The sequence below is a fragment of the Rhodopirellula islandica genome (genome assembly GCF_001027925.1).
Lineage (GTDB): Bacteria > Planctomycetota > Planctomycetia > Pirellulales > Pirellulaceae > Rhodopirellula > Rhodopirellula islandica.
In genome coordinates this window covers 164,931-188,108 of the sequence record NZ_LECT01000054.1, presented here as the reverse complement: position 1 = coordinate 188,108, position 23,178 = coordinate 164,931, and the positions used below count along the sequence as shown (strand labels likewise).

General features: G+C 58.4%; 22 protein-coding genes. 8 read left to right on the top strand and 14 right to left on the bottom strand.

The annotated features are described in order from the left end of the window. Positions 1-195 precede the first annotated feature (195 nt). Complete coding sequence (pyrE, locus tag RISK_RS26705) at positions 196-777, top strand: orotate phosphoribosyltransferase (protein WP_236696745.1); 582 nt, start codon at positions 196-198, stop codon at positions 775-777. On the opposite strand, the gene RISK_RS26700 is transcribed toward pyrE, so the two are convergent. Beyond that, the gene (locus tag RISK_RS26700) at positions 778-993 is read right to left on the bottom strand and encodes a hypothetical protein (RefSeq protein WP_047817370.1); all 216 of its coding nucleotides are present in this window, start codon (positions 991-993) and stop codon (positions 778-780) included. 268 nt (positions 994-1,261) lie between these two features. Between RISK_RS26700 and RISK_RS26695 the strand changes: the two genes are divergently transcribed. Further along, positions 1,262-2,248, top strand: coding sequence for an efflux RND transporter periplasmic adaptor subunit (locus RISK_RS26695; protein WP_047817369.1), 987 nt, complete (start codon positions 1,262-1,264; stop codon positions 2,246-2,248). 75 nt (positions 2,249-2,323) lie between these two features. Here RISK_RS26695 and RISK_RS26690 read toward each other — a convergent pair whose 3' ends face one another. The 6 genes from RISK_RS26690 to rpmF all read right to left on the bottom strand — a co-directional run bounded on the left by RISK_RS26690 (position 2,324) and on the right by rpmF (position 7,196). Then, the gene (locus tag RISK_RS26690) at positions 2,324-3,037 is read right to left on the bottom strand and encodes a response regulator transcription factor (protein ID WP_047817368.1); all 714 of its coding nucleotides are present in this window, start codon (positions 3,035-3,037) and stop codon (positions 2,324-2,326) included. Then, on the bottom strand, positions 3,024-4,313 hold the full coding sequence (gene fabF / locus RISK_RS26685) for a beta-ketoacyl-ACP synthase II (protein WP_047817367.1): 1,290 nt from the start codon (positions 4,311-4,313) through the stop codon (positions 3,024-3,026). Before fabF ends, RISK_RS26690 begins: the two co-directional genes overlap by 14 nt. Before the next feature lie 444 nt (positions 4,314-4,757). Next, positions 4,758-5,003 carry an acyl carrier protein gene (locus RISK_RS26680; protein ID WP_007324899.1) on the bottom strand — a complete coding sequence of 82 codons (246 nt, stop codon included), beginning with the start codon at positions 5,001-5,003 and terminating at the stop codon, positions 4,758-4,760. 140 nt (positions 5,004-5,143) lie between these two features. Next, positions 5,144-5,902, bottom strand: coding sequence for a 3-oxoacyl-[acyl-carrier-protein] reductase (gene fabG, locus RISK_RS26675; protein ID WP_047817366.1), 759 nt, complete (start codon positions 5,900-5,902; stop codon positions 5,144-5,146). Between the two features lie 147 nt (positions 5,903-6,049). Then, entirely contained in the window at positions 6,050-6,979 is a 930-nt protein-coding gene (fabD, locus tag RISK_RS26670) for an ACP S-malonyltransferase (protein WP_047817365.1), read from the bottom strand. Between the two features lie 34 nt (positions 6,980-7,013). Beyond that, positions 7,014-7,196, bottom strand: coding sequence for a 50S ribosomal protein L32 (gene rpmF / locus RISK_RS26665; RefSeq protein ID WP_007331836.1), 183 nt, complete (start codon positions 7,194-7,196; stop codon positions 7,014-7,016). Between the two features lie 340 nt (positions 7,197-7,536). Here rpmF and RISK_RS26655 point away from each other — a divergent pair, with 340 nt between their 5' ends. Together RISK_RS26655 and RISK_RS26650 are read left to right on the top strand one after the other, a co-directional pair. After that, positions 7,537-8,949: a magnesium chelatase gene (locus RISK_RS26655; protein WP_173442738.1), complete on the top strand. Its 1,413-nt coding sequence runs from the start codon at positions 7,537-7,539 to the stop codon at positions 8,947-8,949. Between the two features lie 198 nt (positions 8,950-9,147). Then, the gene (locus RISK_RS26650; protein WP_047817363.1) at positions 9,148-10,578 is read left to right on the top strand and encodes a malic enzyme-like NAD(P)-binding protein; all 1,431 of its coding nucleotides are present in this window, start codon (positions 9,148-9,150) and stop codon (positions 10,576-10,578) included. A gap of 413 nt (positions 10,579-10,991) precedes the next feature. Here the strand turns inward: RISK_RS26650 and RISK_RS26645 are convergent, their stop codons facing one another. After that, positions 10,992-12,221 (bottom strand): cytochrome-c peroxidase, encoded by a 1,230-nt coding sequence (locus RISK_RS26645; RefSeq protein ID WP_083435192.1) that lies wholly within the window; start codon positions 12,219-12,221, stop codon positions 10,992-10,994. A 250-nt stretch (positions 12,222-12,471) separates the two neighbouring features. After that, positions 12,472-13,584, bottom strand: coding sequence for an A/G-specific adenine glycosylase (gene mutY / locus RISK_RS26640; RefSeq protein WP_047817362.1), 1,113 nt, complete (start codon positions 13,582-13,584; stop codon positions 12,472-12,474). On the opposite strand from mutY, the gene RISK_RS32755 reads away from it, so the two are divergent. Next, positions 13,487-13,780 carry a hypothetical protein gene (locus RISK_RS32755; protein ID WP_173442733.1) on the top strand — a complete coding sequence of 98 codons (294 nt, stop codon included), beginning with the start codon at positions 13,487-13,489 and terminating at the stop codon, positions 13,778-13,780. The genes mutY and RISK_RS32755 overlap by 98 nt on opposite strands. Positions 13,781-13,834: 54 nt before the next feature. Here RISK_RS32755 and RISK_RS26630 read toward each other — a convergent pair whose 3' ends face one another. Beyond that, positions 13,835-14,884: a PDZ domain-containing protein gene (locus tag RISK_RS26630; RefSeq protein ID WP_236696744.1), complete on the bottom strand. Its 1,050-nt coding sequence runs from the start codon at positions 14,882-14,884 to the stop codon at positions 13,835-13,837. Between the two features lie 413 nt (positions 14,885-15,297). Between RISK_RS26630 and RISK_RS26625 the strand changes: the two genes are divergently transcribed. Beyond that, entirely contained in the window at positions 15,298-16,821 is a 1,524-nt protein-coding gene (locus tag RISK_RS26625) for an ammonium transporter (protein WP_047817359.1), read from the top strand. Positions 16,822-17,035: 214 nt separating this feature from the next. Here the strand turns inward: RISK_RS26625 and RISK_RS26620 are convergent, their stop codons facing one another. Genes RISK_RS26620 through RISK_RS26605 form a run of 4 tightly spaced genes read right to left on the bottom strand, consistent with a single transcriptional unit; the run spans position 17,036 to position 21,236 of the window. Then, entirely contained in the window at positions 17,036-18,331 is a 1,296-nt protein-coding gene (locus RISK_RS26620) for a molybdopterin molybdotransferase MoeA (RefSeq protein ID WP_047817358.1), read from the bottom strand. Between the two features lie 10 nt (positions 18,332-18,341). After that, positions 18,342-18,956 carry a molybdenum cofactor guanylyltransferase gene (locus RISK_RS26615; protein ID WP_047817357.1) on the bottom strand — a complete coding sequence of 205 codons (615 nt, stop codon included), beginning with the start codon at positions 18,954-18,956 and terminating at the stop codon, positions 18,342-18,344. 27 nt (positions 18,957-18,983) lie between these two features. Continuing rightward, complete coding sequence (locus RISK_RS26610; protein WP_047817356.1) at positions 18,984-20,402, bottom strand: NAD(P)/FAD-dependent oxidoreductase; 1,419 nt, start codon at positions 20,400-20,402, stop codon at positions 18,984-18,986. A gap of 3 nt (positions 20,403-20,405) precedes the next feature. Next, positions 20,406-21,236, bottom strand: a complete 831-nt coding sequence (locus tag RISK_RS26605; RefSeq protein WP_236696743.1) for a glycosyltransferase — start codon at positions 21,234-21,236, stop codon at positions 20,406-20,408. A 442-nt stretch (positions 21,237-21,678) separates the two neighbouring features. Between RISK_RS26605 and RISK_RS32385 the strand changes: the two genes are divergently transcribed. Then, complete coding sequence (locus tag RISK_RS32385) at positions 21,679-21,840, top strand: hypothetical protein (protein ID WP_160311512.1); 162 nt, start codon at positions 21,679-21,681, stop codon at positions 21,838-21,840. 32 nt (positions 21,841-21,872) lie between these two features. Continuing rightward, a complete protein-coding gene (gene dgt / locus RISK_RS26595; protein ID WP_047817450.1) occupies positions 21,873-23,015 on the top strand; it encodes a dGTP triphosphohydrolase in 1,143 nt (380 codons plus the stop codon). The last annotated feature ends 163 nt before the right edge of the window (positions 23,016-23,178 follow it).

The following is a 23,178-nucleotide window of genomic DNA, read 5'->3' as shown; positions in this document are numbered from 1 at the left end:
GTCGAGAGAATGTGCGGGTTGAGTGGAGTGGGTATTCTAGCTGGTGCTGGCGACACGCAAGGCCCCGGTTGGCTTCGCAATTCGATCCATCGGCTGGTTGAGCCTCTGGGATCGATTGCGGCGGGTGTCTGAATCGCAGCGATTGTGGTATTCGTTCCGATTGAACCGCTCAATTTCCCGCTGGAGAATACTTGGATGTCGTCTGACTCGGCCAATCGTGACCTTGCCCCTCTGATCGCCTTGATGGAAACCGAAGCTTTGCAGCGTGGGGAGTTCACGCTGGCAAGCGGCAAGAAGGCGAACTATTACCTGGACTGCCGCCGCATCACACTGCACCCCAAGGGCGCGGGCTTGATCGGACGAGCGATGCTGGACGTGGTGCTCGAGAACGCGAAGGAATCCGGCGTGATGCCCGCCGCGGTCGGTGGCATGGCGATCGGTGCCGACCCAATCACCGCGTCGATCGTGACGCTGGCTGGTGGTGACGACATCGACCTCAAAGGGTTCATGGTCCGCAAGGAAGCCAAAGGCCACGGAATGGGGCAGCAAGTTGAAGGCCCCGTCGCTCCCGGCCAAAAAGTCGTGATCGTGGAAGACGTGATCACCAGCGGCGGCAGTGCGTTGAAGGCCGTCGAAGCGGTCGAAGCATTCGGACTGGAAGTCCAGTACGTGCTCGCGATCATCGATCGCTTGGCCGGAGGTGCCGAGGCCTTCGCCAAGAAAGGCCTGGAGCTGAAAACGCTGACCACGATTCGCGACTTCGGTTTGGAACCCTGATCAGCCCTGAGGCGTGTCGATCTCGACATGCACAATGATCAACACGTCGCCAGCAGCGAACGAATTCATCGGCCCGTTGCCGGCTGAGGGTGCGGGTGCCAGATTGCCATTGATCGAAAGAACACGAGCGCCGCTCTTGCGAATCCAGCGATTGATTTGCCGTTCGAGTTCGGGCAGCTCGGAATCCACACCTTTGAAGAGTTTGACTTGTTGCACGAGGGTTTCCGGGGTCAGTTTTCAAGAGAAGCAGGACGTTTTCAGCCTTCATCGATCGCACCAGAATGCATCGGCGAAGGCCCGCATCGTAACAAATCCCAACCAAGATTGGCTGCCGGAGGGGCGGTTTGGTGAGATGCGGCCAACCCGGACGAAGGTCTCAGTCGTGGCCTGCCACCGGGCGAGAACGGCCGACGGAGCGGAATGTTCGAATTAGACTGGTCGGTTGGTTTGATCCACTCAAAACAACCCGTCGGAGTGATGCCTGATGTTTGCTTCTGGCACCCAGTCAACAATCGTGAATCCGCTTGGGCATTTCGCCAAGGCTGTCTACGCCCATCTGCCGGTCGCGGCCGCTTGGGTTGCAGCGACGCTGTGCATTTCTTCGTCGCTACAGGCCGATGAATCGGGCAACCAAGCCATCGTGATCGAAGCGGCCCAAGCGACTTTGGTCACTGACCTCCCGCTCGCCGCACCGGTTGCAGGGCGAGTCCGGTCCTTGAGCGTGGTCGAAGGCCAGCAGGTTTCCAAAGGCGAACTGCTGGTTCAGTTGGACGATCGCCGCGCGAAAGCGGAACTGGAAGCGGCACAAGCAGCCTCTCAAGCGGCTGCGCTGCAATCCACCAGTGACGTTGACCAACGCTATGCCGAACGCACCCGTGAAGTCCGAATGCGAGAGCTCGAACAGAGCCTGGACGCGAATCGGCGTTTTCAAAACAGCGTCACCGCGACTGAGATTGATCGCTTGCAGTTGGTGATCGACCAGGCGGGGCTGTCGATCGAACAGGCTCACAAAGAATCGGAAATCGCAGAAGCCAACGCGAACGAAAAACAGTCGCTCGTCAGAATGGCGGAACTTCGGGTGGCGGAGCATCGCCTGGAGTCACCGCTCTCTGGAAGCGTGGCGGAAGTGACGGTCTCTCCCGGCGAGTGGGTGGATGCCGGCCAACCACTGCTGCGTTTGATCTCATTGGATCCGATTCGTGTCAGCGGGTTCGTCGACGGACGCCAGCACGGAGCCGAACTGAACGGCCGAGCGGTTGAATTCGAGTGGACCGAATCCATCAACGGTCAAGAAAACATCACCGTGCTGCGTGGTGAAGTGACGTTTGTGTCATTGGAACTTCACCCGGTGAACTCACAAGTTCGGATGTGGGCAAGCTTGCGAAATCCAGATCGCAAGGCGCGACCTGGAGTCCGGGGGACACTGCGAATATTCCCCGCGGACCGCACGCTGGATTTGCCAGCTGAATGAACTGGCTGATTTGGTTCCGCTGCGGTTCATCCATGCGGTCCACAGAATGAACCGCGTGATGAAGGGGACATTCAATCAGGGAGCAGGCGGGACCAATGCGGCAGGCCCTGCATCCAAGTTGACTTCGGCTGCCAACAGCATCTTGTAGAGGTCAACTTCGTTGTCGATGTTCAGCTTGGTGAAAATGCTGCCACGGTGTTTCGACGCCGTTTGGACGCTGATGCTGAGTTCCTGAGCGATGCCTTTGAGTGGCGACCCACCGGCCAGCAGCAGCATGACTTCGGTTTCGCGAGGCGAGATTTTCCGCAGCAGGTCGAGAGCTTCCTTGCGAACTTGATGCCGAAAGCGATCGCGACGGTGTTTGCGAATGGCGCTGTTGATCGCATGCAGGATCTCTTCGTGCCGGAATCCCTTTTCGATGAAGTCGAAAACGCCTTGCTGGAATGCCGCTCGGCAGTTTTCCGCATCGCCGTGCCCGGTCACCAAGATCACAGGAACGGTCAGTTCCCGGCGAGACATTTCGGCTTGCAGTTCCAAGCCGCTCAGTCGCGGCATCCGCAGGTCGGCAACGACACAGCCGTGGGATTCGGCATGCAAGACTTTGAGAAGATCTTCGGCCTGATTGAAAGTTTCAGTCTTCAAGCCTTCTTGAGAACACCAGCGTTGCAACAGGTCCAATTCGGCTTGTTGATCGTCGACCAAGTAAACGACTGGTTCGGGACCAGCGTCCTCCTGGGGTGATGCATTGGGATCGAACAAGTCGGAGTTCAGATTATCAAGAGCCGTCATGGGAGAATCGTCCAAAGAGAACGCACGCGTTATGACCGCCAAATCCGAAGCTGTTGCTCATTGCGAGGTCAACTTTTTGTTCCCGAGGTTGATTGGGGACGTAGTCGAGGTCGCAACTTGGATCTGGCGTGTCGAGATTAATGGTGGGGGCAATCACATTGTTCTGAATGGTTTGACAAAGGATGACTGCTTCGATCCCGCCGCTAGCACCCAAGGAGTGCCCGAGGGCGCTCTTGGTGCTGCTGATGGCAACGTTGGGGGCGTGGTCACCCAAAACGGTATGGATCGCGCGAGTTTCAGCTTTGTCACCCAAGGGTGTGCTTGTCCCGTGAGCATTAATGTAATCGATTTCGTGGGCCGCGCGGCCACTGTCCTGAATTGCAGCGCGCATCGCGGCGGCAGCTCCCAATCCTTCTGGGTCGGGAGCGGTGATGTGGCCGGCATCGCTGGTGGTGCCATAGCCCAAAACTTCTGCGTAAATCTTCGCGCCTCGAGCTTGAGCGTGCTCAAGTTCTTCAAACACAAGCAGACCGGCGCCTTCAGCCAACACAAATCCATCGCGGTCGGAATCGAACGGGCGACTGGCTCGTTGTGGGTCGTCATTCCGCGTCGACAGGGCCTTCATGTTTTGGAACGCAGCCAATCCCATGCGAGTGATCGCCGCTTCGGTTCCGCCGGTGATCACGACATCGGTTTCGCCACCGCGAATGCTGCGAAGGGCATCGCCCATCGCGTTGGTGGCACTGGCACAAGCGGTCGCCACCGCGTAGTTCGGACCCTTGAGCCCGTATCGGATGGAGATGTTTCCGCCGGCAGCGTTGACCATCATCTTCGGGACGGTGAACGGGCTGACTCGATCGGGGCCTTTGTTGAGCATCCGCTCAATCTGCTCTTCAATTTCGTTGAGCCCGCCGATTCCCGAACCCAAGATCACGCCGCAGCGTTTGCGATCGGTTTTGTCCCAATCGATGCCCGAGTCCAGGACGGCTTGCGCCCCGGCATGAACAGCGAACTGAGTGAAACGGTCCAGTCGCTTGGCTTCTTTGGCTTCCACGTGATCCGCGACATTGAAGTCAGGGATGTCACCGCCAAAGTGAACCTTGTACTTGGAGGTGTCCATGATGGACAGCTCGTGGATCCCGGACTTACCAGCCAACAACGCCGACCAAAGGGTGGCGACATCGGATCCCAATGGCGTGACGGTTCCCAATCCGGTGATCACAACACGTCGTGATTTGGAAGGGTCGTAAGATGGCGTTGTGGAGGCGTCCGTCATGAGCGTGGTGACGAATGAACGTCATGCAATGTTGGGAGAAGGAACCGCAGGGAGCGTGACTGGCACCCTAGCAAAAAACGCCAATGAAACCTTGTCAATGTAGCGAAATGACAGGGCAAAATGGCGACGATGCGGTCTGTAATGCGGATGATTGCGATTGGCGAAAGATTGCCGGGGCGACGCCGAGCCCAGATGTGCGTCAAGTCATCCGGTGTGCAGAAATCAAGTGAACGAAGCACCCGCCGCAGGATTCGGATGAGTCAAGCAAGCATGGCTGGAACACTCAGATCGCGATTCACACCAGGGACAACGACCGCGTCTGGCTTCGCCGTCTTGGATCGGAGCCCCTCACGGATCTTGCTTGGAAGATCCCGCGAGGCGTTCCGTGGTTGAGCATTGCATCCCACGGCGAGTGATTCGCCATGGATGCAATCAGATCGGGAACTAGGCGTCTTCGCCTTTTTCCTTTTCGATGAAATCAATCGCTTCGCCGACCTTTTGGATCTTTTCGGCGGAGTCATCAGGAATGCTGATGTCGAACTCTTCTTCGAGCTCCATCACCAACTCAACAGTGTCGAGCGAGTCGGCACCGAGGTCGTTGACGAACGATGTTTCGCGGGTGATTTTGTCTTTGTCAACGCCGAGCTGTTCAGAAACAATGTCGACCACGCGTTCTTCGATAGACGCCATGGGCGTAACTCCGATTTAAATGTCAGTTAGATTCGAAAAGGGAAAGTGCAAATCTGTGGGGCAGGGCACAACCGAGACGGCACTCCATAGCCGCTCGGGGCAGAACATAGGTGACGCAGCTAAAACGCGTCAATATGCCGTTAGCCGACCATTCCACCGTCAACGACAATGGTTTGCCCAGAAATGTAGCTGGCATCACGGCTGGCCAAGAACAACACCGCCGCAGCGACATCCTCCGGCTGACCAACCCGCTTGGCGGGGATTCGTTTTTTAACTTCTTCCAGGATGACGTCGCCCAGTTCAGCGGTCATTTCACTGGCAATGAACCCAGGAGCGACGGCGTTGACCGTGACGCCACGTGAGACGAGCTCCTTGCTCATCGTCCGCGTCATCCCAATCATCCCCGCCTTGCTGGCCGAGTAATTGGCTTGACCTGGGTTGCCGATCAGGCCTGAGATGCTGGCCATGTTGATGATTCGACCATACTTGCTGCGCCGCATCACTCCCGCGGCCGCGCGACAGCACACGAAGCAGCTGGTCAAGTTCGTGGCGATGACAGAATCCCACTCTTCGTCGGACATGCCCCGCATCAGCTTGTCACGCGTGATCCCGGCGTTGTTGACCAAGATGTCCAGACGACCGTGTTTTTTGTGGGTGCCTTCGATGGCTTCGGCGGCGGCTTTGCGATCGGTGACGTCGCAGGGCAGGGCTTCGCCCGTTCCCCCAGCGGCTTCGATTTCCGCGACGGTAGCGGCCAGCTTCTCTGCGTTGCGAGCGACGCAAACCACGTGGGCTCCGTTTTGCCCCAGTGCGACAGCGACAGCTCGGCCGAGACCTTGGCTGGCACCGGTGACAATGGCGACTTGATCTTTCAAATCAACCGACAGGGAGAGATCCATGGGGGCAGGTCTGTGGGGTTGGGAGGTTGGGGAGCATGGTTGTAAGAACGGACTGCCCCGCGATGTCAGGGGCGTTGTCTTCGTCGGTGGCGTTCACAAACGGTTGCCCGATGGCCTTCCAAGGCCGTCGGATCGGAATTCACCGGCTCAGGGTTGGTCGCCGAAGCCATCCGTTGGCGTTTTGCGAGCGATGCGTTTGATCGTGCCTCGCAGCACACGGCCAGTCCCCGCTTCCAGAAAACCATCCACGCCGTCACCAAGCATCGCGTTGATGGAATCGTCCCAACGGACGGGATTGACGACCTGACGTGCCAGCAGCTGGCGAATTTCCTCGGCGGAGGTGTGTGGTTTCGCGTCGACGTTGCTGTACACCGGAATTCGCGTGTCCGACAACTCGACCTCTGCAAGAGCCTGCGTGAGCAATTCCACTGCGCCATCCATGATGGGCGTGTGAAAAGCACCCGCAACACTGAGTGGCACGACCTTCATCGCACCCGCAGCAGTGGCGGCAGGTCCCAGGCGTTCCAAAGCGGATCGATGGCCCGACACCGCAATGTTGCCGGGGCACAGCAGGTTGGCAGGTTGCAGAATCTCGTCCCCGCTGCGGCACTCTTCGCAAACCGCGGTCAGCTTTTCGAGATCCAGCCCCAGCACGCTGGCCATGCCTGAATCGGTCGCGTCAGCACAAGCCTGCATGGCTTCGCCGCGTTTCTGAACCAGCTTCAGGCCATCGGCGAAGGACAGGCCTCCGGCGTAGCAAACGGCGGTGTATTCACCCAGGCTGAGTCCCGCGGCGGCAACGATTTTTTTTGCCAGCTCGGGGTTCAACTCGTCATGCACACGTGCAGCAGCGACCCCCACGACAAACAGTGCCGGTTGGCTGTGAACGGTTTCGTTCAGCTTTTCAGCTGGACCGTCCGCACACAGGGATTTCAGGTCGTATCCCAGCACATCGCCTGCTTCTTCAAACAGTTCGTTGGCGAGGGGATATTCCGCGCACAACCATGTCCCCATGCCGGGCGTCTGAGCACCTTGGCCGGGAAACAGGATCGCTGGTTTTGTTGCGTCGAGACTCACAGCAGGTCGTACTCAGTTCAATTGGTGGCTGGAATTACTGGTCAGTCGATTCAACGACTGTGCGACCTTGGTAATAACCACATTTCGGACAAACGACGTGCGTCGGCACTGCGGTGCTGCACTGCGGGCAGTAGGTCACTTGACGTTTTTTCAAGTGATCGTGGGCGCGGCGTTTGCCGGTACGGCTGTTGGAGTGCTTGCGTTTTGGGACGGCCATGGCAGACAAGCCCGCGAACGGGCGATCTTGGAATGGGTGGTGTGGACGAATTTCAAACCGCGAAAGATAAGCATCGGACGTGGGTTTCGTCAACGCGTCCTGGACCCAAAAGTCCCGCTTTCAATGGCCTTTTGCTCCATTCGGGTCACGGGGTGGTTGGTTTGCACCAATTCGGAAAGAGTCTCTGATTCCTCCGAGATGTCCGAACCAAGGCCCTCCCCGGTTGCATACGATTGAATCAGATAGGATTCACGCCCCAGAAGTTGCTTCCCAGCACCGACGCCTTTTTCCCCCGAGCCCACACGTGACCAGCCCTGTGCCAAGTCCCGAGAAAATCACGATGGATGCCCCCGAAGCCCGCGATTTGAAGCAATTGATCGACAGCGGATGGTCTTCCAAAACGGTCAAGCACGAGATTCGAGACAATTTCTCTCGAATGTTGGCTCAGCGAGAGGAGCTGTTTCCAGGAATCATCGGATACGAAGACACGGTCATCCCAGAAATCAGCCTGGCGCTGCTGGCCGGTCACGACATGTTGTTCATGGGCGAAAAGGGGCAAGCCAAAAGCCGGATCATGCGGCAGTTGGTGCAATTCCTAGATCCCTGGGTTCCCTACATCGATCACCCCGATTTGCCGATTCATGAGGATCCGCTGAACCCGATCACTTCGCTGGGCAAGCGTCTGGTCGCCGATCGCTCCCCCGAGGACATCCCGATCGGATGGTGGCACCGCAAGGAACGTTACGCGGAACGCTTGTCCCCGGGCACGAAATTCGCCGACATCATCGGCGAAATTGATCCGGCCAAGTTAACCGGTGGCGTCAGCATGAGTGCCGAAGAAGCCCTGTCGTTTGGTTTGATCCCACGGATGCACCGCGGAATTTTCGCGATGAACGAGCTGCCCGAACTGGATGATTTGGTCCAGGTCGGCCTGTTCAACATCCTCGAAGAACGCGATGTGCAAATCCGCGGTTACCCGATCCGGTTTGACTTGGACGTGATGATTTTGTTCTCGGCCAACCCCTCGACTTATAACCGATCGGGGAAAGTCATCCCGCAACTCAAGGACCGCATCGGGACCATCGTCCAGACCCATTACCCCAGCGAGCGGACGCAGGGGATCGAGATCCTGCAGCAGGAAGTCGGCGACGATTTGGGTGGAGATTACCCGGTGCATGTGCCGCTGTTCATGTACCAGATCATCGAAGAAATCACCCACCAGGCCCGGCAGAGCAAGTACATCGACCAAGCCTCGGGTGTTTCGGCGCGGTTCTCATTGGCGAACTTTCGGACGATCGTGGCCTCGGCTCGCCAACGCGGGATTGTGCACGGCGAGAACCCCGCGGTGCCTCGAATCAGTGACCTCGGGCATCTCTACGCGAGCAGCCTCGGCAAGCTGGAATTGGATTTGATGGGCACGCATCAAATGTCTGAAAAGCAAGTGATCGATTCGGTGATTGCGGAAGCAATTCACACCGTTTTCGCCGAGTACATCGAGGAACACGGGCTGGCAGAAATCGCAGAGATCTTCCGCGGCGGCGTGCGCGTGGAGGTGGGAACGATGCTGCCCAGCAGCGAGTACGCGGAGCGTTTGCAGCATGTCCCGCCGGCCTGGGACCGAGCGTTTGAGGTCAACGCCAGTGAAAACGAAGCGATGCGAGCCTCGTGTGTGGAGTTTGTGTTGGCAGGACTCTATAGCATGGACAAAATCAGTCGCTCACAGCGGCACGGCAAGATCAGCTACGAGACTTGAGTGCCAAGGCGAGCCTCGGATGCCTGGGTTGCCGGCCGGGTGGCGTCTTCGCCCTCGGCCCAAACCCGGCGATTTTTCAGTGTGTCATTGCTCGGGTGCAATTCTCTGGCAATGACGTGATTGCGGTGACGTGGTACAAGGTCGGCTCTCCTAATTCTGACCACCGACGCCCCAGCCATTGAAGGGTGACTCGCCACGATGAACCAACACAGCCCGTCTTACGCCATCACGATCCGTTTGCGTTATTCCGATTCGCCTGGCGCGATGGGCAAGATCACCACGGCAATCGGCGAAGCGGATGGAGCCATTGGGGCGGTCGACATCGTCAATATTCGCGGCGGAAAAATCTCGCGTGACTTCACGGTCAACGCTCGCGACGTCGATCACGGCAAACGAATTGTCGAGCACCTGCGAACAGTGGAAGAGGTCGAGGTCGTGCACACCTCCGACCGAGTGTTCCTGATGCACCTCGGCGGAAAAATCGAAGTCTTGCCCAAGATGCCAATCAAGACTCGGGACGATTTGTCGATGGCTTACACGCCCGGCGTCGCTCGGGTTTGCAACGCGATCGCGGAAGATCCCGATTCGTCCTTCGCACTGACCATTCGCCACAACACCGTGGCGGTCGTCAGCGACGGCTCGGCGGTGCTGGGACTGGGCAACATCGGCCCCCGCGCTGCCATGCCAGTCATGGAAGGCAAAGCGATGCTGTTCAAAGAGTTCGCGAACGTCGACGCGTTTCCAATTTGCTTGGACACCCAGGACACCGAAGCCATCATCGAGACGGTTCGACAATTGGCACCGACCTTTGGCGGCATCAACTTGGAAGACATCTCCGCGCCACGGTGCATTGAGATCGAGCAACGATTGGACAAAGAACTGGAAATCCCGGTCTTCCACGACGATCAACACGGCACGGCGATCGTGGTGTTGGCGGGATTGAAAAACAGCTTGCTTCGCGTCGGGAAAACACTTGCGGATGTCCGGATCGTGGTCAACGGCGCTGGTGCGGCCGGAACCGCGATTGTCAAGTTGCTGCTGATCTCTGGAGCGAAAGACATCGTCGTCTGCGATCGCGAAGGAGCGATCCACGCCGGCGAACCCAGCCAGCCCGATGATTCCAAGCAATGGATCGCGGACAACACCAACCCTCGCGGTGCATCCGGCAAGCTTTCTGAAGTGATTTTGGGAGCCGATGTGTTCGTTGGCGTTTCGGCGCCGAACGTTCTGCAAACCGAAGACGTGGCCAACATGGGCAAGGACCCGATCGTGTTCGCTCTCGCCAACCCTGATCCTGAAATTTTGCCTGCCAACGCGGCCCCACACGTTCGGATCATGGCAACGGGGCGCAGTGATTTCCCCAACCAGATCAACAACGTGCTGTGCTTCCCCGGGTTGTTCCGCGGGGTGCTGGACGTTCGCGCGACAACGATCAACAACGAGATGAAATTGGCTGCCGCGGAAGCCATCGCGGCAACCATTCCTGAGTCCGATCTGTTGGACGATTACGTGATCCCCAGCGTGTTTGATCGCCGGGTGGCAAAGGTGGTCGCCCAGGCGGTCGCGAAAGCCGCGGTGGAGACCGGAGTCGCTCGCCGGCGAAACAAGGCCGCCGAAGACATCCTGTAAGAGTCCTGGATCGCTCCGCCAATCCAAGGTGGTGCCGCGAGAGTCGACCTCGTCCAGGTCTCGCCCGAGACCTTCGAACAAAACGCGGCGGACTGCGGTGTCGCACGGCGGCCCCCGCCCTGTTGCGAGGCCCTGCGGCATTCAAGTCTCGTGTTGCCAGGCATTGACCATCATCCTCCCTCCGGGAAGGTGGAGCGAAGCGAATGAGGCTTTTTCTCGTTCCCAGGCTCGGCCTGGGAACGCAATGCACTGCAGACCCCGCCTGTTGAGAAGGCCCCGCCTGCTGAGACAGAATCGGGAGGCGGAGCCTCCAAGACAGTGTGTTCCCAGGCAGAGCCTGGGAACAAGAATTCGAAACTGCACGACCTCTTTCTCGGTGGAGACCACCGAGCGACAGGTTGTTGGCTCGCGGATCAGCCGTCGGCTGGCAAGCGTCCCGGCTCGATGACAGGGAAATCGCTCTGCAGACCCTGACGCATGAACTCGACCAAGTCCGCTTTCTCTTGCTCGGTCAGGTTCAGCGGCTTCATCTTGTCGCTGAGGTACGGGTTGGCGTGGCCACCCTTGTTGTACCACTCAATGACTTCTTCCAGTGTCTCTTGGCTGCCGTCGTGCATGTAGGGACCGGAGTCGGCGACGTTTCGCATCGTGGGGGTTTTGAACGCACCACGATCTTTGTCGTCCTTGGTGATTTCAAATCGGCCCAGGTCAGGTTTTTCCGTTTCCATGCCCACACCCAAGTTGTGGAACTGTTCATCGGTGAAGTTGGCACCCGCGTGACAAGCGGTGCAGTTGGCTTTGCCGAACGTCAGTTCCATGCCGCGAATCGATGATTCGGTCATCGGATTCTTGGCGGCCTCTGCCTGGAGCTTCGCGTATTGCTCGGCCAATTCGGGTTCTTCGTCGAGGTATTCCAGGTCCTCCGCAAACGTCTTTTCAAACGCCGACAACGGGGCGTAGTAATCGTAAGGAGCCGGCCCCGTCACGATGGCACGTTCAAACGTTGCAAGTGCCTTGCCAACGTTGTCGATCGTCACGCCGTCATCGAAGACCTTGTCAAACTGTGCCTTGTAAATGGCGTTGTCGGCGAGCGTCTTCACGCAGACATCGTGTGTGTTGCCCATTTCGATGGGGTTGGCGATGGGTCCCACGGCTTGCTCTTCCAACGAAGCGGCGCGTCCATCATGGAATTGATGCTTGCTGAGAATGCGATTGAACGAGACCGGTGAGTTGCGGTTTCCGGTGAGGCCGCGGATGCCCACGCCGAATTGAGTGGGGGCACCCCAGCCGGTTTCGGCGGCGTGGCAAGTGGCACAGGAAATCGTGCCGTCGGCTGACAAACGCGGATCGAAATACAACTGACGGCCCAGCTCAATCTTGGCCCGCGTCATCGGATTGTCTTCTGGGATGTAAATGTTTCCCGCGGCGGCATCGAGGCCCTTGGGGAGCGCGACATCCAGTTCGGCGTGGTTTTTCGAGTCGGCCATGAAACGTTGGGCTTGTTCCAACGTCAGTGGGCCTTCGCCAGGGATTCCGGCCGTCAGGGTTGGGTCGCCAAGCGAAACGGTTTCCGCGGCAAAAACAGTGGGGCTGGTGGCAACCAAGGTCGCCGCGGCACACATCAAAATGCGCTGAATGGTCATGGTGAAATCAAGATTTGTAGGAAGGCATCGTTGAAACGAAGGATCGGGCGGACAGCGCCGGTCTCATTCCCCTCGCGTCCGTCGCGGCGGAGGAATCGATCAGAAGGCGGCACAAAACACGTCGTTTTCTCGCCTGAAGGCAGGAACATCATTTTAGCATCTCTGCCAGCAGGTGTGACTGAAATCAGACCGATTCGACGCGATTCGAATCTCGATGCGGAACCGCATTTGCCAACCCTGGCCTCGCGACTCAGATCTCTGAAAAAAGAGACCGCTGGGGACGGTCCAGCAACCGGACGATTTTGCGTCCGGTCACGGACATCGGCATGTCGGCCAGCTCGTCAATCGAGGCCCAACGCCAAGGCTCCGGTAGCGGCCCGTGTTCCTCGTCGGAGTTGTCGCCTGCATTCGGCCCAGCCAAATCGGCGAGGTGAATGTGCAGCGTCATTCGATAGCGAGTGACCGCGTGTTTGATGGTTTTCAAACGCATTCCGATCGTCACGTCGCCACCGAGATGCTCGGCCAACCACGATTCCATGCCGATCACGTCCTCGGCTTCTGGTGGTCCAGCACGTGGGAAATCAATCATCCCGGCGAACCGGACGCCCTCGGGGATGGTGCGAACCAAGTACTTTTCAGCCTGTGAAATCACGACGGCGATTTCCGTGCGTGACTCGTATTGAACCTTGCTGATCTTGCCAGGGATTTCTGCTTGCAGTCCCAATTGGTTGGCGTGGCACATTGTCGCGACGGGGCACACGTCGCATTTGGGCGCCTTGGGCGAGCAGATCAGTGCCCCCAATTCCATCGCGGCTTGGTTGAATCCTGCCGGGCCGTTGGTCCGATCGCCAGCCTTTTTCCGTGGCAGCATCTTGTCCGACAATTCCCACAATCGCGTCTGAGCGATCTTTTCCGTTGGCGGCGTGGTCAGTCCGATCCAGCGGCTGAAAACTCGCTGGGTGTTGCCTTCCAAAATGGGGAAGGCTTCATTGCGAGAAATCGACAGGATGGCTCCCGCGGTGTAGCGTCCAATCCCGGGAAGCGCCAACACGTCTTCAAACGAATCGGGGAACTCCCCTTCGTGTTCCGCCGCCATCTTTTTCGCCGACGCATGCAACGACCTGGCCCGGCGGTAGTACCCCAGTCCTTCCCACATCCGCATCAATTGGTTCTCGTCAGCGTTGGCCAAATCACGAATGGTGGGGTAGGTGCTGAGGAACCGCTCGAAGTAGGGCAGCACGGTGGCCACCTGAGTTTGCTGGCACATGATCTCGCTGATCCAAACCCGGTACGGCGAGTGGTCACGTCGCCAGGGCAGGTCGCGTGCATTTTCTGAGAACCAGGTCAGCAGCCGCTTGCGCACTCGAGACCGCCAGTTGGAATCACGCCAATTGCCAGAATCGATCTGCGGGACTTCGGTGTCGATGGTGCTGGATGAAGGTGAGGCGTTGAAAGGCGGGCGAGAACAATTCGTCAGTGGCAGGCAAGTGCATCCGCCACACACAACTTTTGGGTTGGACGATGGCACGACGGACTTCCAATTGCGTCGGTGCCAATGACGTTGGACGGACCTGGAAACCCGTCGGACCCAAAGTCGATGGCAGGATGATGCATCAGTTGGGCTCAGTCAGTTTGCCAAGTTTCGCGTCGGTTTCATACTCGACGTTACGGCGTCGATATCCGATGCGAATGGTTTGCCCGGGGTCTCGCGTGTTGATGACGGCTTGCAGGTCCGCGAATTTACGAATGGGTTCGCCGTTGGCTTGAATGATCACGTCGCTGGGGAGCAGGCCTGCAACCTCGGCGCCGCTGCCCTCGACGACACTTTGAATGATGCATTCATTGAAGGAATCGTTGCAGCGGACCCCCAAGAAGCCGCCGCGTTTGAATTCGATGTTCAACCCCGGCAGGGCTTGCCGCAAGGCGTCGACTCGCTCGGTTGAGAGATCGGTGCCATTGAGGGTCAGCGAAATGCGAATCGGTAGCTTCGCAATCGCATCGATCAATTCGTCATTGAGCGGGACATAACGGAATTCCAAGTGATCGATCGAATCCAAATCACCGATGACCTTCATCGTTTCGAGATCGATCTCGCCGTACAGCAACGACAGCGTCTTCAGGTCCGGCATTTGGATCACGCCCTTCAGCACGCTTTGCCGAATCGCGGCCCCTTCGATGCGAGCGAACTCGACCTTGTCGATCCAGCGAAGCAGTTCCAACAGCGAATCATCACCGGTGTAGCCCTCCGTGATCTCGACAATGCGTTGCAGATTGGTGGTCGCGTTGTAGACAAATTCTTTGACACCGATCATCGCTCCCTGCATCGACAGCGTTTGAATGGTCTGTGCCCGTCGAACTTGGGTGATTTCCTCCACCGCCATGGTGGCTCGCTCACCGCGACTGCCGCCCATCGTGGACAGAGTCAGCAACGTTTCCCACGCATCGGGTTCGTTGGGATCAGGTTGAGCCAATTGGGGACGATCGGATTCGCCTTCGAGAATCGGGCGAGCCATCGCGATCGATTGCAAAATGCCGATCGCTCGCTGGGTGGTTTCCAAGTCGCCCCGCTCGAGGACCTGCAACAAAGGCTCGATCGCGACCGGGCCGGCCTTGAGCAAGGCCTCCGTAGCGTTCTCGCGTCGCAAATAGGAATCGCTGGACAAGCTTTCAATTTGAGCAGCAATCCCCTCAGGTGGGGCCGCTTGAACGGTCGGAAAGAGCGCCAGGAGCAACCCAAAACCAGCAATTTTCGTGCTTTGGTGAATCAACGAAACAAAACGCATGGGGCCACAGGATGGGTGGGAGGGCCGCGAAAGGGCATGGTTGAGGTCAGGATGACACCTTTGCAGTGCGGGGCAGGGTGTCCCGGGTCGGACCGTCACCGTATTCTACCGGAAATCATGATGAACGCACGTGTCGATTGCGTCGAGTGCGGTCTGCTTGCTCTTGAGAATTGAACTCGAGCAGTGACTCCATTGCAACGCAAGCGTGTGGCCCTCCCCACAGGCCGCTGGAACGCAAACTGGTGTGTCATGGTCCATCCTCCCCATCGACTTGTCACTGGAGACTCCCCGGAATGTTGTCACGCGTGTTAGTTGTCGTTTGTTTGCTCACGTGCACCCTTGGCGTGCCGCTGGCCGGCTTGCCGGCCTCCAGTCTGCTGGCACAGGACGAGGTGGCGCAAACCTCGGGCACGGAGCCCTCGACACCTGAAAATCCACCCACTCAATCGGAGGTTCCCGCGGCGGAAGCGGAAGCAGCCGACGAATCCGAAGCCCCCACGCTGGAAAGCCTGCAAGCGGGAGTCGATGAGGCCCTGCTGGCCGGTCACAACGGCTGGATGCTGGTTTGCTGTGCCTTGGTGTTGTTCATGACCGCACCGGGACTGGCCATGTTTTATGGCGGTTTGGTGCGGCGCAAGAACGTGCTCAGCGTGATGATGCAGTGCATCTTCTTGATGGGAATGATGACGGTGCTGTGGGCGTTGTACGGCTACTCATTCGCATTCGGTGGATCCGGCGGTTGGTTCGGCAACACCGAGTACTTGTTCATGAACGGCGTCCAGCGGTACTGGGACGATGACTTGGGCAAAGCCATCACACCGATGGAAGGCTCGATGACCCGCCTGACTCACATGTTGTTCCAAGGCATGTTCTTCATCATCACGCCCGCACTGATTTGCGGTGCGTTTGCCGAGCGGATGAAATTCAGCGCGATGGTGATCTTTTCGATCCTGTGGGGAACCTTCATTTATTGCCCGCTGACCCACTGGGTTTGGGACGAAGGACCACTCTCGTACTTCGCGGGTGACAAAGCCTTGGCGGGCGGAGCACTGGACTTTGCCGGCGGCACGGTCGTGCACATCAGCAGTGGGATCTCGGCCTTGGTCGCGGCTTTGTTGATCGGTCCTCGGATGGGTTACCCACGCGAACCTTTACAACCGCACAACCTGACCTACACCGCACTGGGTGCGGCGATGTTGTGGGTGGGATGGTTCGGTTTCAACGCGGGCAGTGAACTCGCATCGGATGACTTGACCGCCAGCGCGTTTGCGGTGACCCACTTTTCGGCCGCGGCCGGCGCCGTTGCCTGGGTGACATTGGAATGGCTGGTGCTCGGAAAACCAACCGTCCTCGGTGCCAGCAGTGGTGCGGTCGCGGGATTGGTTTGCATCACTCCTGCCGCTGGATTCGTTCAGCCCATGCCAGCCTTGCTCATGGGTGCTTTGGCGGGCGGGATCTGTTACTGGGCGTGCTCGACGCTCAAGCACAAACTTCGTTACGACGACGCGTTGGACGCGTTTGGTGTTCACGGCGTGGGCGGAACCCTCGGTGCGATCTTGACCGGAGTTTTCGCAACTCGCGCGGCCTGGGACGTCAGCGACGGTGTGCCAATCGGATTGATTGAATCGGGCGGCGACTTCACGTTGGTCATCGGCCAAATCGTGGCTGTGCTGGTCACCTACGTGTTCGCCGGGCTGGGAAGTTTGATTCTTCTCAAGCTGATCGACATCTTCATCGGTTTGCGAGTTCCCGCCGAAAGCGAGCAACGCGGCTTGGACATTTCGGACCACGGCGAAGAAGGCTACCAGTTCGCCTGATTTTCGCTTCGAAGATCCCATTCAAAAACGCTCGAGCATTCCGGTGCTCGGGCGTTTTTCTTTGGGATTGCGAACGCTAAGCAGGTACGCAGGTGTCATCGGGTATGTGAGCCGTTGGCGTTCGCCACGGTTTTCACGCACAGCCCAGGCTAACGCCCAAACGGCTCACGTGGTTGTGCTTGATCATTCCAGCCGACCTGCTCAACGGAATGAATCACCAGGCGAAGTAAGGCCAGGGTCCCGGCGCATTCGCATGGGGTGGCATCTCAATGAAGCCATCGGTCAGGGCGAGCGTCGCCAAGTCACCAGATCCCTTGCCGAGCACGAGTTCCGCCACACCGGGCTGGATCATCCGGACACCTCGCATCCAGTGCAGCGGCAGAGTCTTGTCGCCGACTTCGTCGAGCATCACGTGAGGCGGGCATTCGGCCCAGTCGCGTAGGCCGGCGAATTTGCGAATCAGCGGCATCGCGAAACGGCGGGCGCCCATCGTGGCGCTGACGGGGTTGCCGGGCAGGCCCAGGATCAACGTGGCCCCGGTTGGGCTGCTCTGAATCGCACCCAAGATCGGTTTGCCAGGACGCAGCGGAAGTTTGTGAAAGACTATCTCGGCGCCGACTTCTTGCAATATCCGAGGCACATAGTCGTAGTCGCCCATCGAGACCCCACCGGTCATCAGTACCACGTCGTGATGCTCGATCGCCTGCAGCACAGACGCTCGGAGAACGCTTGGTTTGTCGACCGCATGCATCGGCGACACGCAATCGATCCAAGGTTGATTGGCCAGCAAGCCGATCAGCGCCGACGCGTTGCTGTTGCGAATCTTCCAAGGCGGAAGCGGCGTTTCGTTTTTCGATGAGGCGGATGCCAATTCGTCGCCGGTCGTCAGCACGGCGACACGAACCGGGCGGTGGACCTGCAATTGGTGAACACCAAAGTTGGTCAACGCAGCCAGGCGTGGCGAGGTGAGTTCCAGGCCTGCGGGAATGGCAACGGATCCTGCCGTCAGATTTTCGCCCTGGCAGCGAATGTTGGCTCCCGGGGGAATCGAGCGGGCTCGTTCGGTCCAGCGAATTTGGCCCCGTGAGTTTGGGCCCCGTGAGTTGGAATCGTCCGCCGATGTGCCTGCCAGTTCTTCGGTGTGCTCTCGCTGGATGACTCGGTCGCAACCTTCGGGGACGATTGCTCCGGTGAAGATCCGGATGACGCCAGAGTCCGAACGCGAAGGAGGTGGCGAACCAGGGACGCTCTCGCCGGTCACCTCGATGACGCCGTCACGTTTCAAATCGGATTCGTAGATCGCGTACCCGTCCATCGCAGAGACATTGGCGGCGGGGCTGTCTCGGTCCGCCAAGATGGGTTCCGCCAGGATGCGGCGATGAATCGATTGCAGGGAGGCAAGCGACGATCCGAAGTCCACGCTCTCGATGTCCGTCGCAGTGATTCGCTGAGAGAGAGCCTGGATGGCTTGGTCGGGTGAGTCGAACGCGAAAGGGGAGGCGGCGTTCATGTTGGTTCAATCAGGTGTTGTCGAAAGGAGGGCCCAAGTCAGCGGGCGTGTTGACGTTGCGAAGTCGTTCTCGCGAAATCGCAACGGTCCGGTGATCGTTCGAACGAAGGCTACGATACAGGCTGCGGTGATCGGATTCGACAACACGTTGGATCTGTTGGACGCAGCCAACGGGATAGATGCCCACCAACGGTTGCAGGCGTTCCGGATCCTCTTGTTGGGCTAGGACGATTTGTCGAGGCGATTCCCGCCAGGCGCGAACCAAGGTCAACAGATCATCAACCAGCAAATTGGGCAGATCCACGGGCGTGAACAAGCAGCCGTCGTCGCCGTTGGACGCCGCGTGTTGCAGGGCAACCCACACCCCCATCGCTGGTCCCATGGCAGGTTGGGCATCAAACAAAGCGGGAACGGAGGATGGCAATCGAAGTTGTTCTCGATGGTCCTCCGAGGCCAAGCTGACCACCACCTCATCCGCACAAACTGATTGCAAACGCTGGAGACTGTGGGTCAGAAATGTTCCCCCGCTTGGATGCGGCAACAAAGCCTTCGGCGTCCCCATTCGCGAGGAAAGCCCGCCGGCAAGCAACACGCCGAGCAGTCGAGGAGGAGCGGCGTGGGGCATGGCGATCAAGTCACTTTGGAACGCAATTCACTTCGCAACGCGACGTTGGTAGTCGGGCCAGACTTCGTCGGAGAACTTTTCTTCGCCGAGCGTGATGGTCTCGTTGACGTTCAAATTGCCTTTGACGATGTGAGCGGAGTTCAAAGCGTAGAAGCCTGGAACGCTGGTCACAATGTCGGGCAGGCGTGTGGAGTAATCGATCGTGGCAAGCGCCGCGACATACTTGGCGCGAGCGATCTTGAAATCCAGGACTTGATCGCGAGAAAAATGGTCGTACATCTTCTCAAGCGTCGACAAGCATTTTTCTTGATAGTCCTCGTCGGACTCGTTCAACCCTTCGTGGTCGTCGGGCAAGTACTTGGGCAGATAGACCAAATGATTGCCGCCCAGTTGCTTTTCGGAGTTCACGATCGTCGACATTTCGATCACGGCGGTCAATGGAACCCACGTGTCGGTGATGTTCGTCACGTAGTACTCGCTGATCGGTTTCTTCATCAGCATCGAGGCGCAAACCACACCGAGGTACCGAATCCCACGGTGCTTTTGCTTTTCGTCGTCGGACAGTTGCGGCACCGTGTCAGCGATGACGGGCGACGCGATGGTGGAAACAACATTGTCGAAGTTTTGCACGCGCCCATCGCCGAAGTCGACTTCGAACTCACCGCTGTCGAGTTTGGTGACTCGTCGAGCAGGCGACGACACCAGCGTTTCGGCGCCGCGTTCTTTCAGCCAGCCAACCCACTTGTCCAAAATTGTTGCGTAGCCACCGGGAACATAGCCGAACATTTCGGTCTTCATGCCGCTGCGGCGGGCTTTGTACATCCGAGCGGTGTGAGCCCAAATGAAGGCCGCGGAGGTTTGCTTGTAGGCTTCGCCCAGCTTGGCTTGTAAAAGAGGTTGCCAGATCTTTTCAAAGACACCTTTGCCGGACCAACGCCGCAGCCACTTTTCAACGGACAGTTTTTCGAGTCGACGCCAGTTTTTGATTTTCGAGGCGTAGAAGATGGTGCCGCCGAGCCGCAGTTTTTGAATCAAATTCAGCGGCGGGAATTTCAGAAACTCCGCCGTGTTGCTCATCGAAATCAGTTGGCCGTCCGAATAGAACCCCGTCTTGGTTTCCACCCAGTCCATCTGCGATTCCAGCCCCAGGTCGGTCAGGAGGTCTCGCAGTTTGGTGTCGCTGAGCAGCGTGACGTGATAGAAGCGATCCCAGATCACGTCGCCCAGATTCCAGGCACTCGTGAGCCCACCAAACGTGGGCGCAGCTTCGGCAATCGTGACTTTTTGTCCACGATCGACGAGGTCACGAGCGACTTGCAACCCCATCACACCGCCACCGATGACCAACCAGCGGCTGCCGGGGGTTCCGTCGTGGTTGTGATGGGATGGGATGGCAGCCGAGGAAGCCACGTCGGAGGTCGGATTGGACGGGGGAGCAACCGACATCAATCAGGCTCCCTTGACGCGGTGCCGGCCCAACATCTTGAGCGTCAACCAAATGGTCTTGAAGACTTGCATTTTGCTGTCGCCACCCTTTTGGTCGTATCGCAAACGCAGGGGCGATTCGCCAAACACGCAGCCTTGTTTGCGAAGCTTCAGCAAGATGTCCGCCATGCACGAAAAGCCGGTCTCGCCAACGAAGTCGTCGCCGTAGTACTCAAACGCATCTCGCAGTGCCGATGCTCGGTAGGCTCGGTATCCGGACGTGTAATCGCGAACACCACGGGTTGGAAACAACACCGTGAACAAAACGCGCGCCCCGATGCTGAGGAAGTGACGCTCAATCGGCACGCCCACGACTCGCGAACCATTTTGAAATCGGGAGGCGATCACGCAGTCGCAGCCTTCGTGGACCGACTGCACCATGCGGTTGATCAATCCCGGTGGGTGAGTGTTGTCAGCGTCCATGGTGACGATGATGTCTCGCTCACCGGCACGGTCAACGGCTTCTTTCAGACCGTCGCGAATGGTGACGCCGAGCCCTTGATTGACCTCGTGCCGCACCAAGTGAATCGGCATCTGAAATGACATCTGCGAGGCGATCTTCGCGGTGTCGTCCTTGCTGCCATCATCGACAATGACGACTTCATAGGGCAGTCCACTGTCTGCGAAGGCTTCGCCGATTCGTTCCAGCAATTCTGGCAGGGACTGCTCTTCGTTGTAGGCCGGCAGGGCCATGATGACTTTGGCCGGGCGGAATCGATTGGTGATCGGGGCCGCGGTCGACGCGGAGACAGCCGCGGGAAGGGGGGATTCGGAGCCGAGGGTGGGGTCAGTCATGCTGTCAATCAAGGAGAGGTGGGATGCCGATTGTGACGATGGGGCAGAAAAAGACGCGGGAATCGTTTGGAGGGACCGCATCGATTCGGCAGGCGTCAGTCTATTCCGATGTTTTGGCACGGCAACCGCGACCATGAACAGACACACCCTACCCGCAGAGCCACACCAAAGTCCCCCGGACCAATTTCGCGTTGAAAACGCTACAAAACAGGGCTCCTTCGTGCTGGGGTGGCAGTTTGACTCACGTCGGTGGGGACGGATCCTGCCAGGTGCTATGGGAGAATTTCGCGTGAAAAGCTACTCTGAACGGGTCGCAGGTCACTCCGGAGGGTTCCGTTGAACCAGAAACTGGCTGCGGGGCGGTCTGAGGCACCTGATCGTCGCCGCTTCAGCACCAGTTCTGGCCAGTGGCCGTTTGGGCGGTGGATTTGAATTTCATTGAATGATTGTGGCGGCGAGTGGCTTCACGGCGCATTTCGTGCTGCATGCTATCAGGGTGGAAGTGGATCCTGCCGTTGCCCGGCATCTGATGATGGAGGTGTCGACCGAGAATCCGCTGTTTGCTGATTCACTGAATTTACTCGCCGGCACCCGTCGGCATTGATGGAACGACGTCTCATGTCATTAGCCGGTCCGATGATCGATCTTCGCCGTTTCGCTGACCGTGAACACTTGTTGCTGGCGTCCTACGCGATGCACAGTTCCGACACGGCGGGGCGAATCCATCCCGAGGAACCGCACGCTTACCGCGGCCCCTACGGTCGCGACCGAGATCGCATTTTGCACAGCAGCGCGTTTCGGCGGTTGTCGGGCAAAATGCAGGTGTTCACGGGAGAGATGGGCACCTACCACCGAACCCGCCTGACTCACACGTTTGAAGTTGCCTCGGTGGCCAGGACGTTGGCGCGTGTGCTGCGATTGAATGAAGATCTGACTGAGGCGCTCGCGCTGATGCATGACATTGGGCACCCACCCTTTGGTCATTGCGGTGAGGATGTGCTGTCCGAGTGCATGCGTTCGGTTGGCGGATTCTCACACAACCAATTCGCACTGACGATCGTTCAAGAGTTGGAACAACGTTATCACGCGTTTCGCGGGCTGAACCTGTCCCAGGAGACTCTGGCCGGCCAGGACACCAGGGCGCACAAAGCAGAGGCCGCCGTCGGCATTGCACCGTTGTTGGAAGTCCAGATTGTGGATGCGGCGGACTCCATCGCCTACGACGCTCACGACATCGACGACGCCCTGCAAATGGGATTGCTGTCAATTGATGCGTTGTCGGAACTGGCCATCGTCCGCCGAACACTGCAACGCGTCCGCGAGAAGGCAGGGCAGTTGCCGGTCGGCCCGCTGCGGCAATTGCTGGTGCACGAGCTGATTGACTTGCAAGTCGGCGATTTGCTGCATGTTTCGATCGAGCGTCTGCAGAACATCGAAGGCCTGTCCGCCGACGCCGCGTGCCAAGCCGGAATTCGTGTCGGGCATTCACCAACCATGGCGTCCGAACGTGCCGAGTTGGAGAGTTTCTTGTTTGAGGCGGTTTATCGGCATGCTCGGTTGATGCCGGTCCGCGAAGCTGCCGCCGATCGAGTGCACACCTTGTTCGCTGCCCTGAGGCGAAACCCTGAACGATTGCCGATGCGTTTTCGCCGTCGACTGGAGCACAAACCCAAAGAGCGGGTGGTCGGGGAGTACCTGGCGGGGATGACGGATCGATTCTGCGATCAACAATTCTTGGTGCTGCAACAATCCAAGAACGGCCCTCTGTCCGACTGGTGAGCCGCGAATGTCGCCTGCTGGTGCTCCGACTGGGGGATCAAACCGACAGGGCTTGGCGACTCCACCGTCCGATAAGCTGCCTCCCACCGGCCTGTTTGCATTGTCGGAGGCCACTTTTTGTCGGCTTTCTGACGCAAAACGCCGTGTTTTACGGTTCAAACGA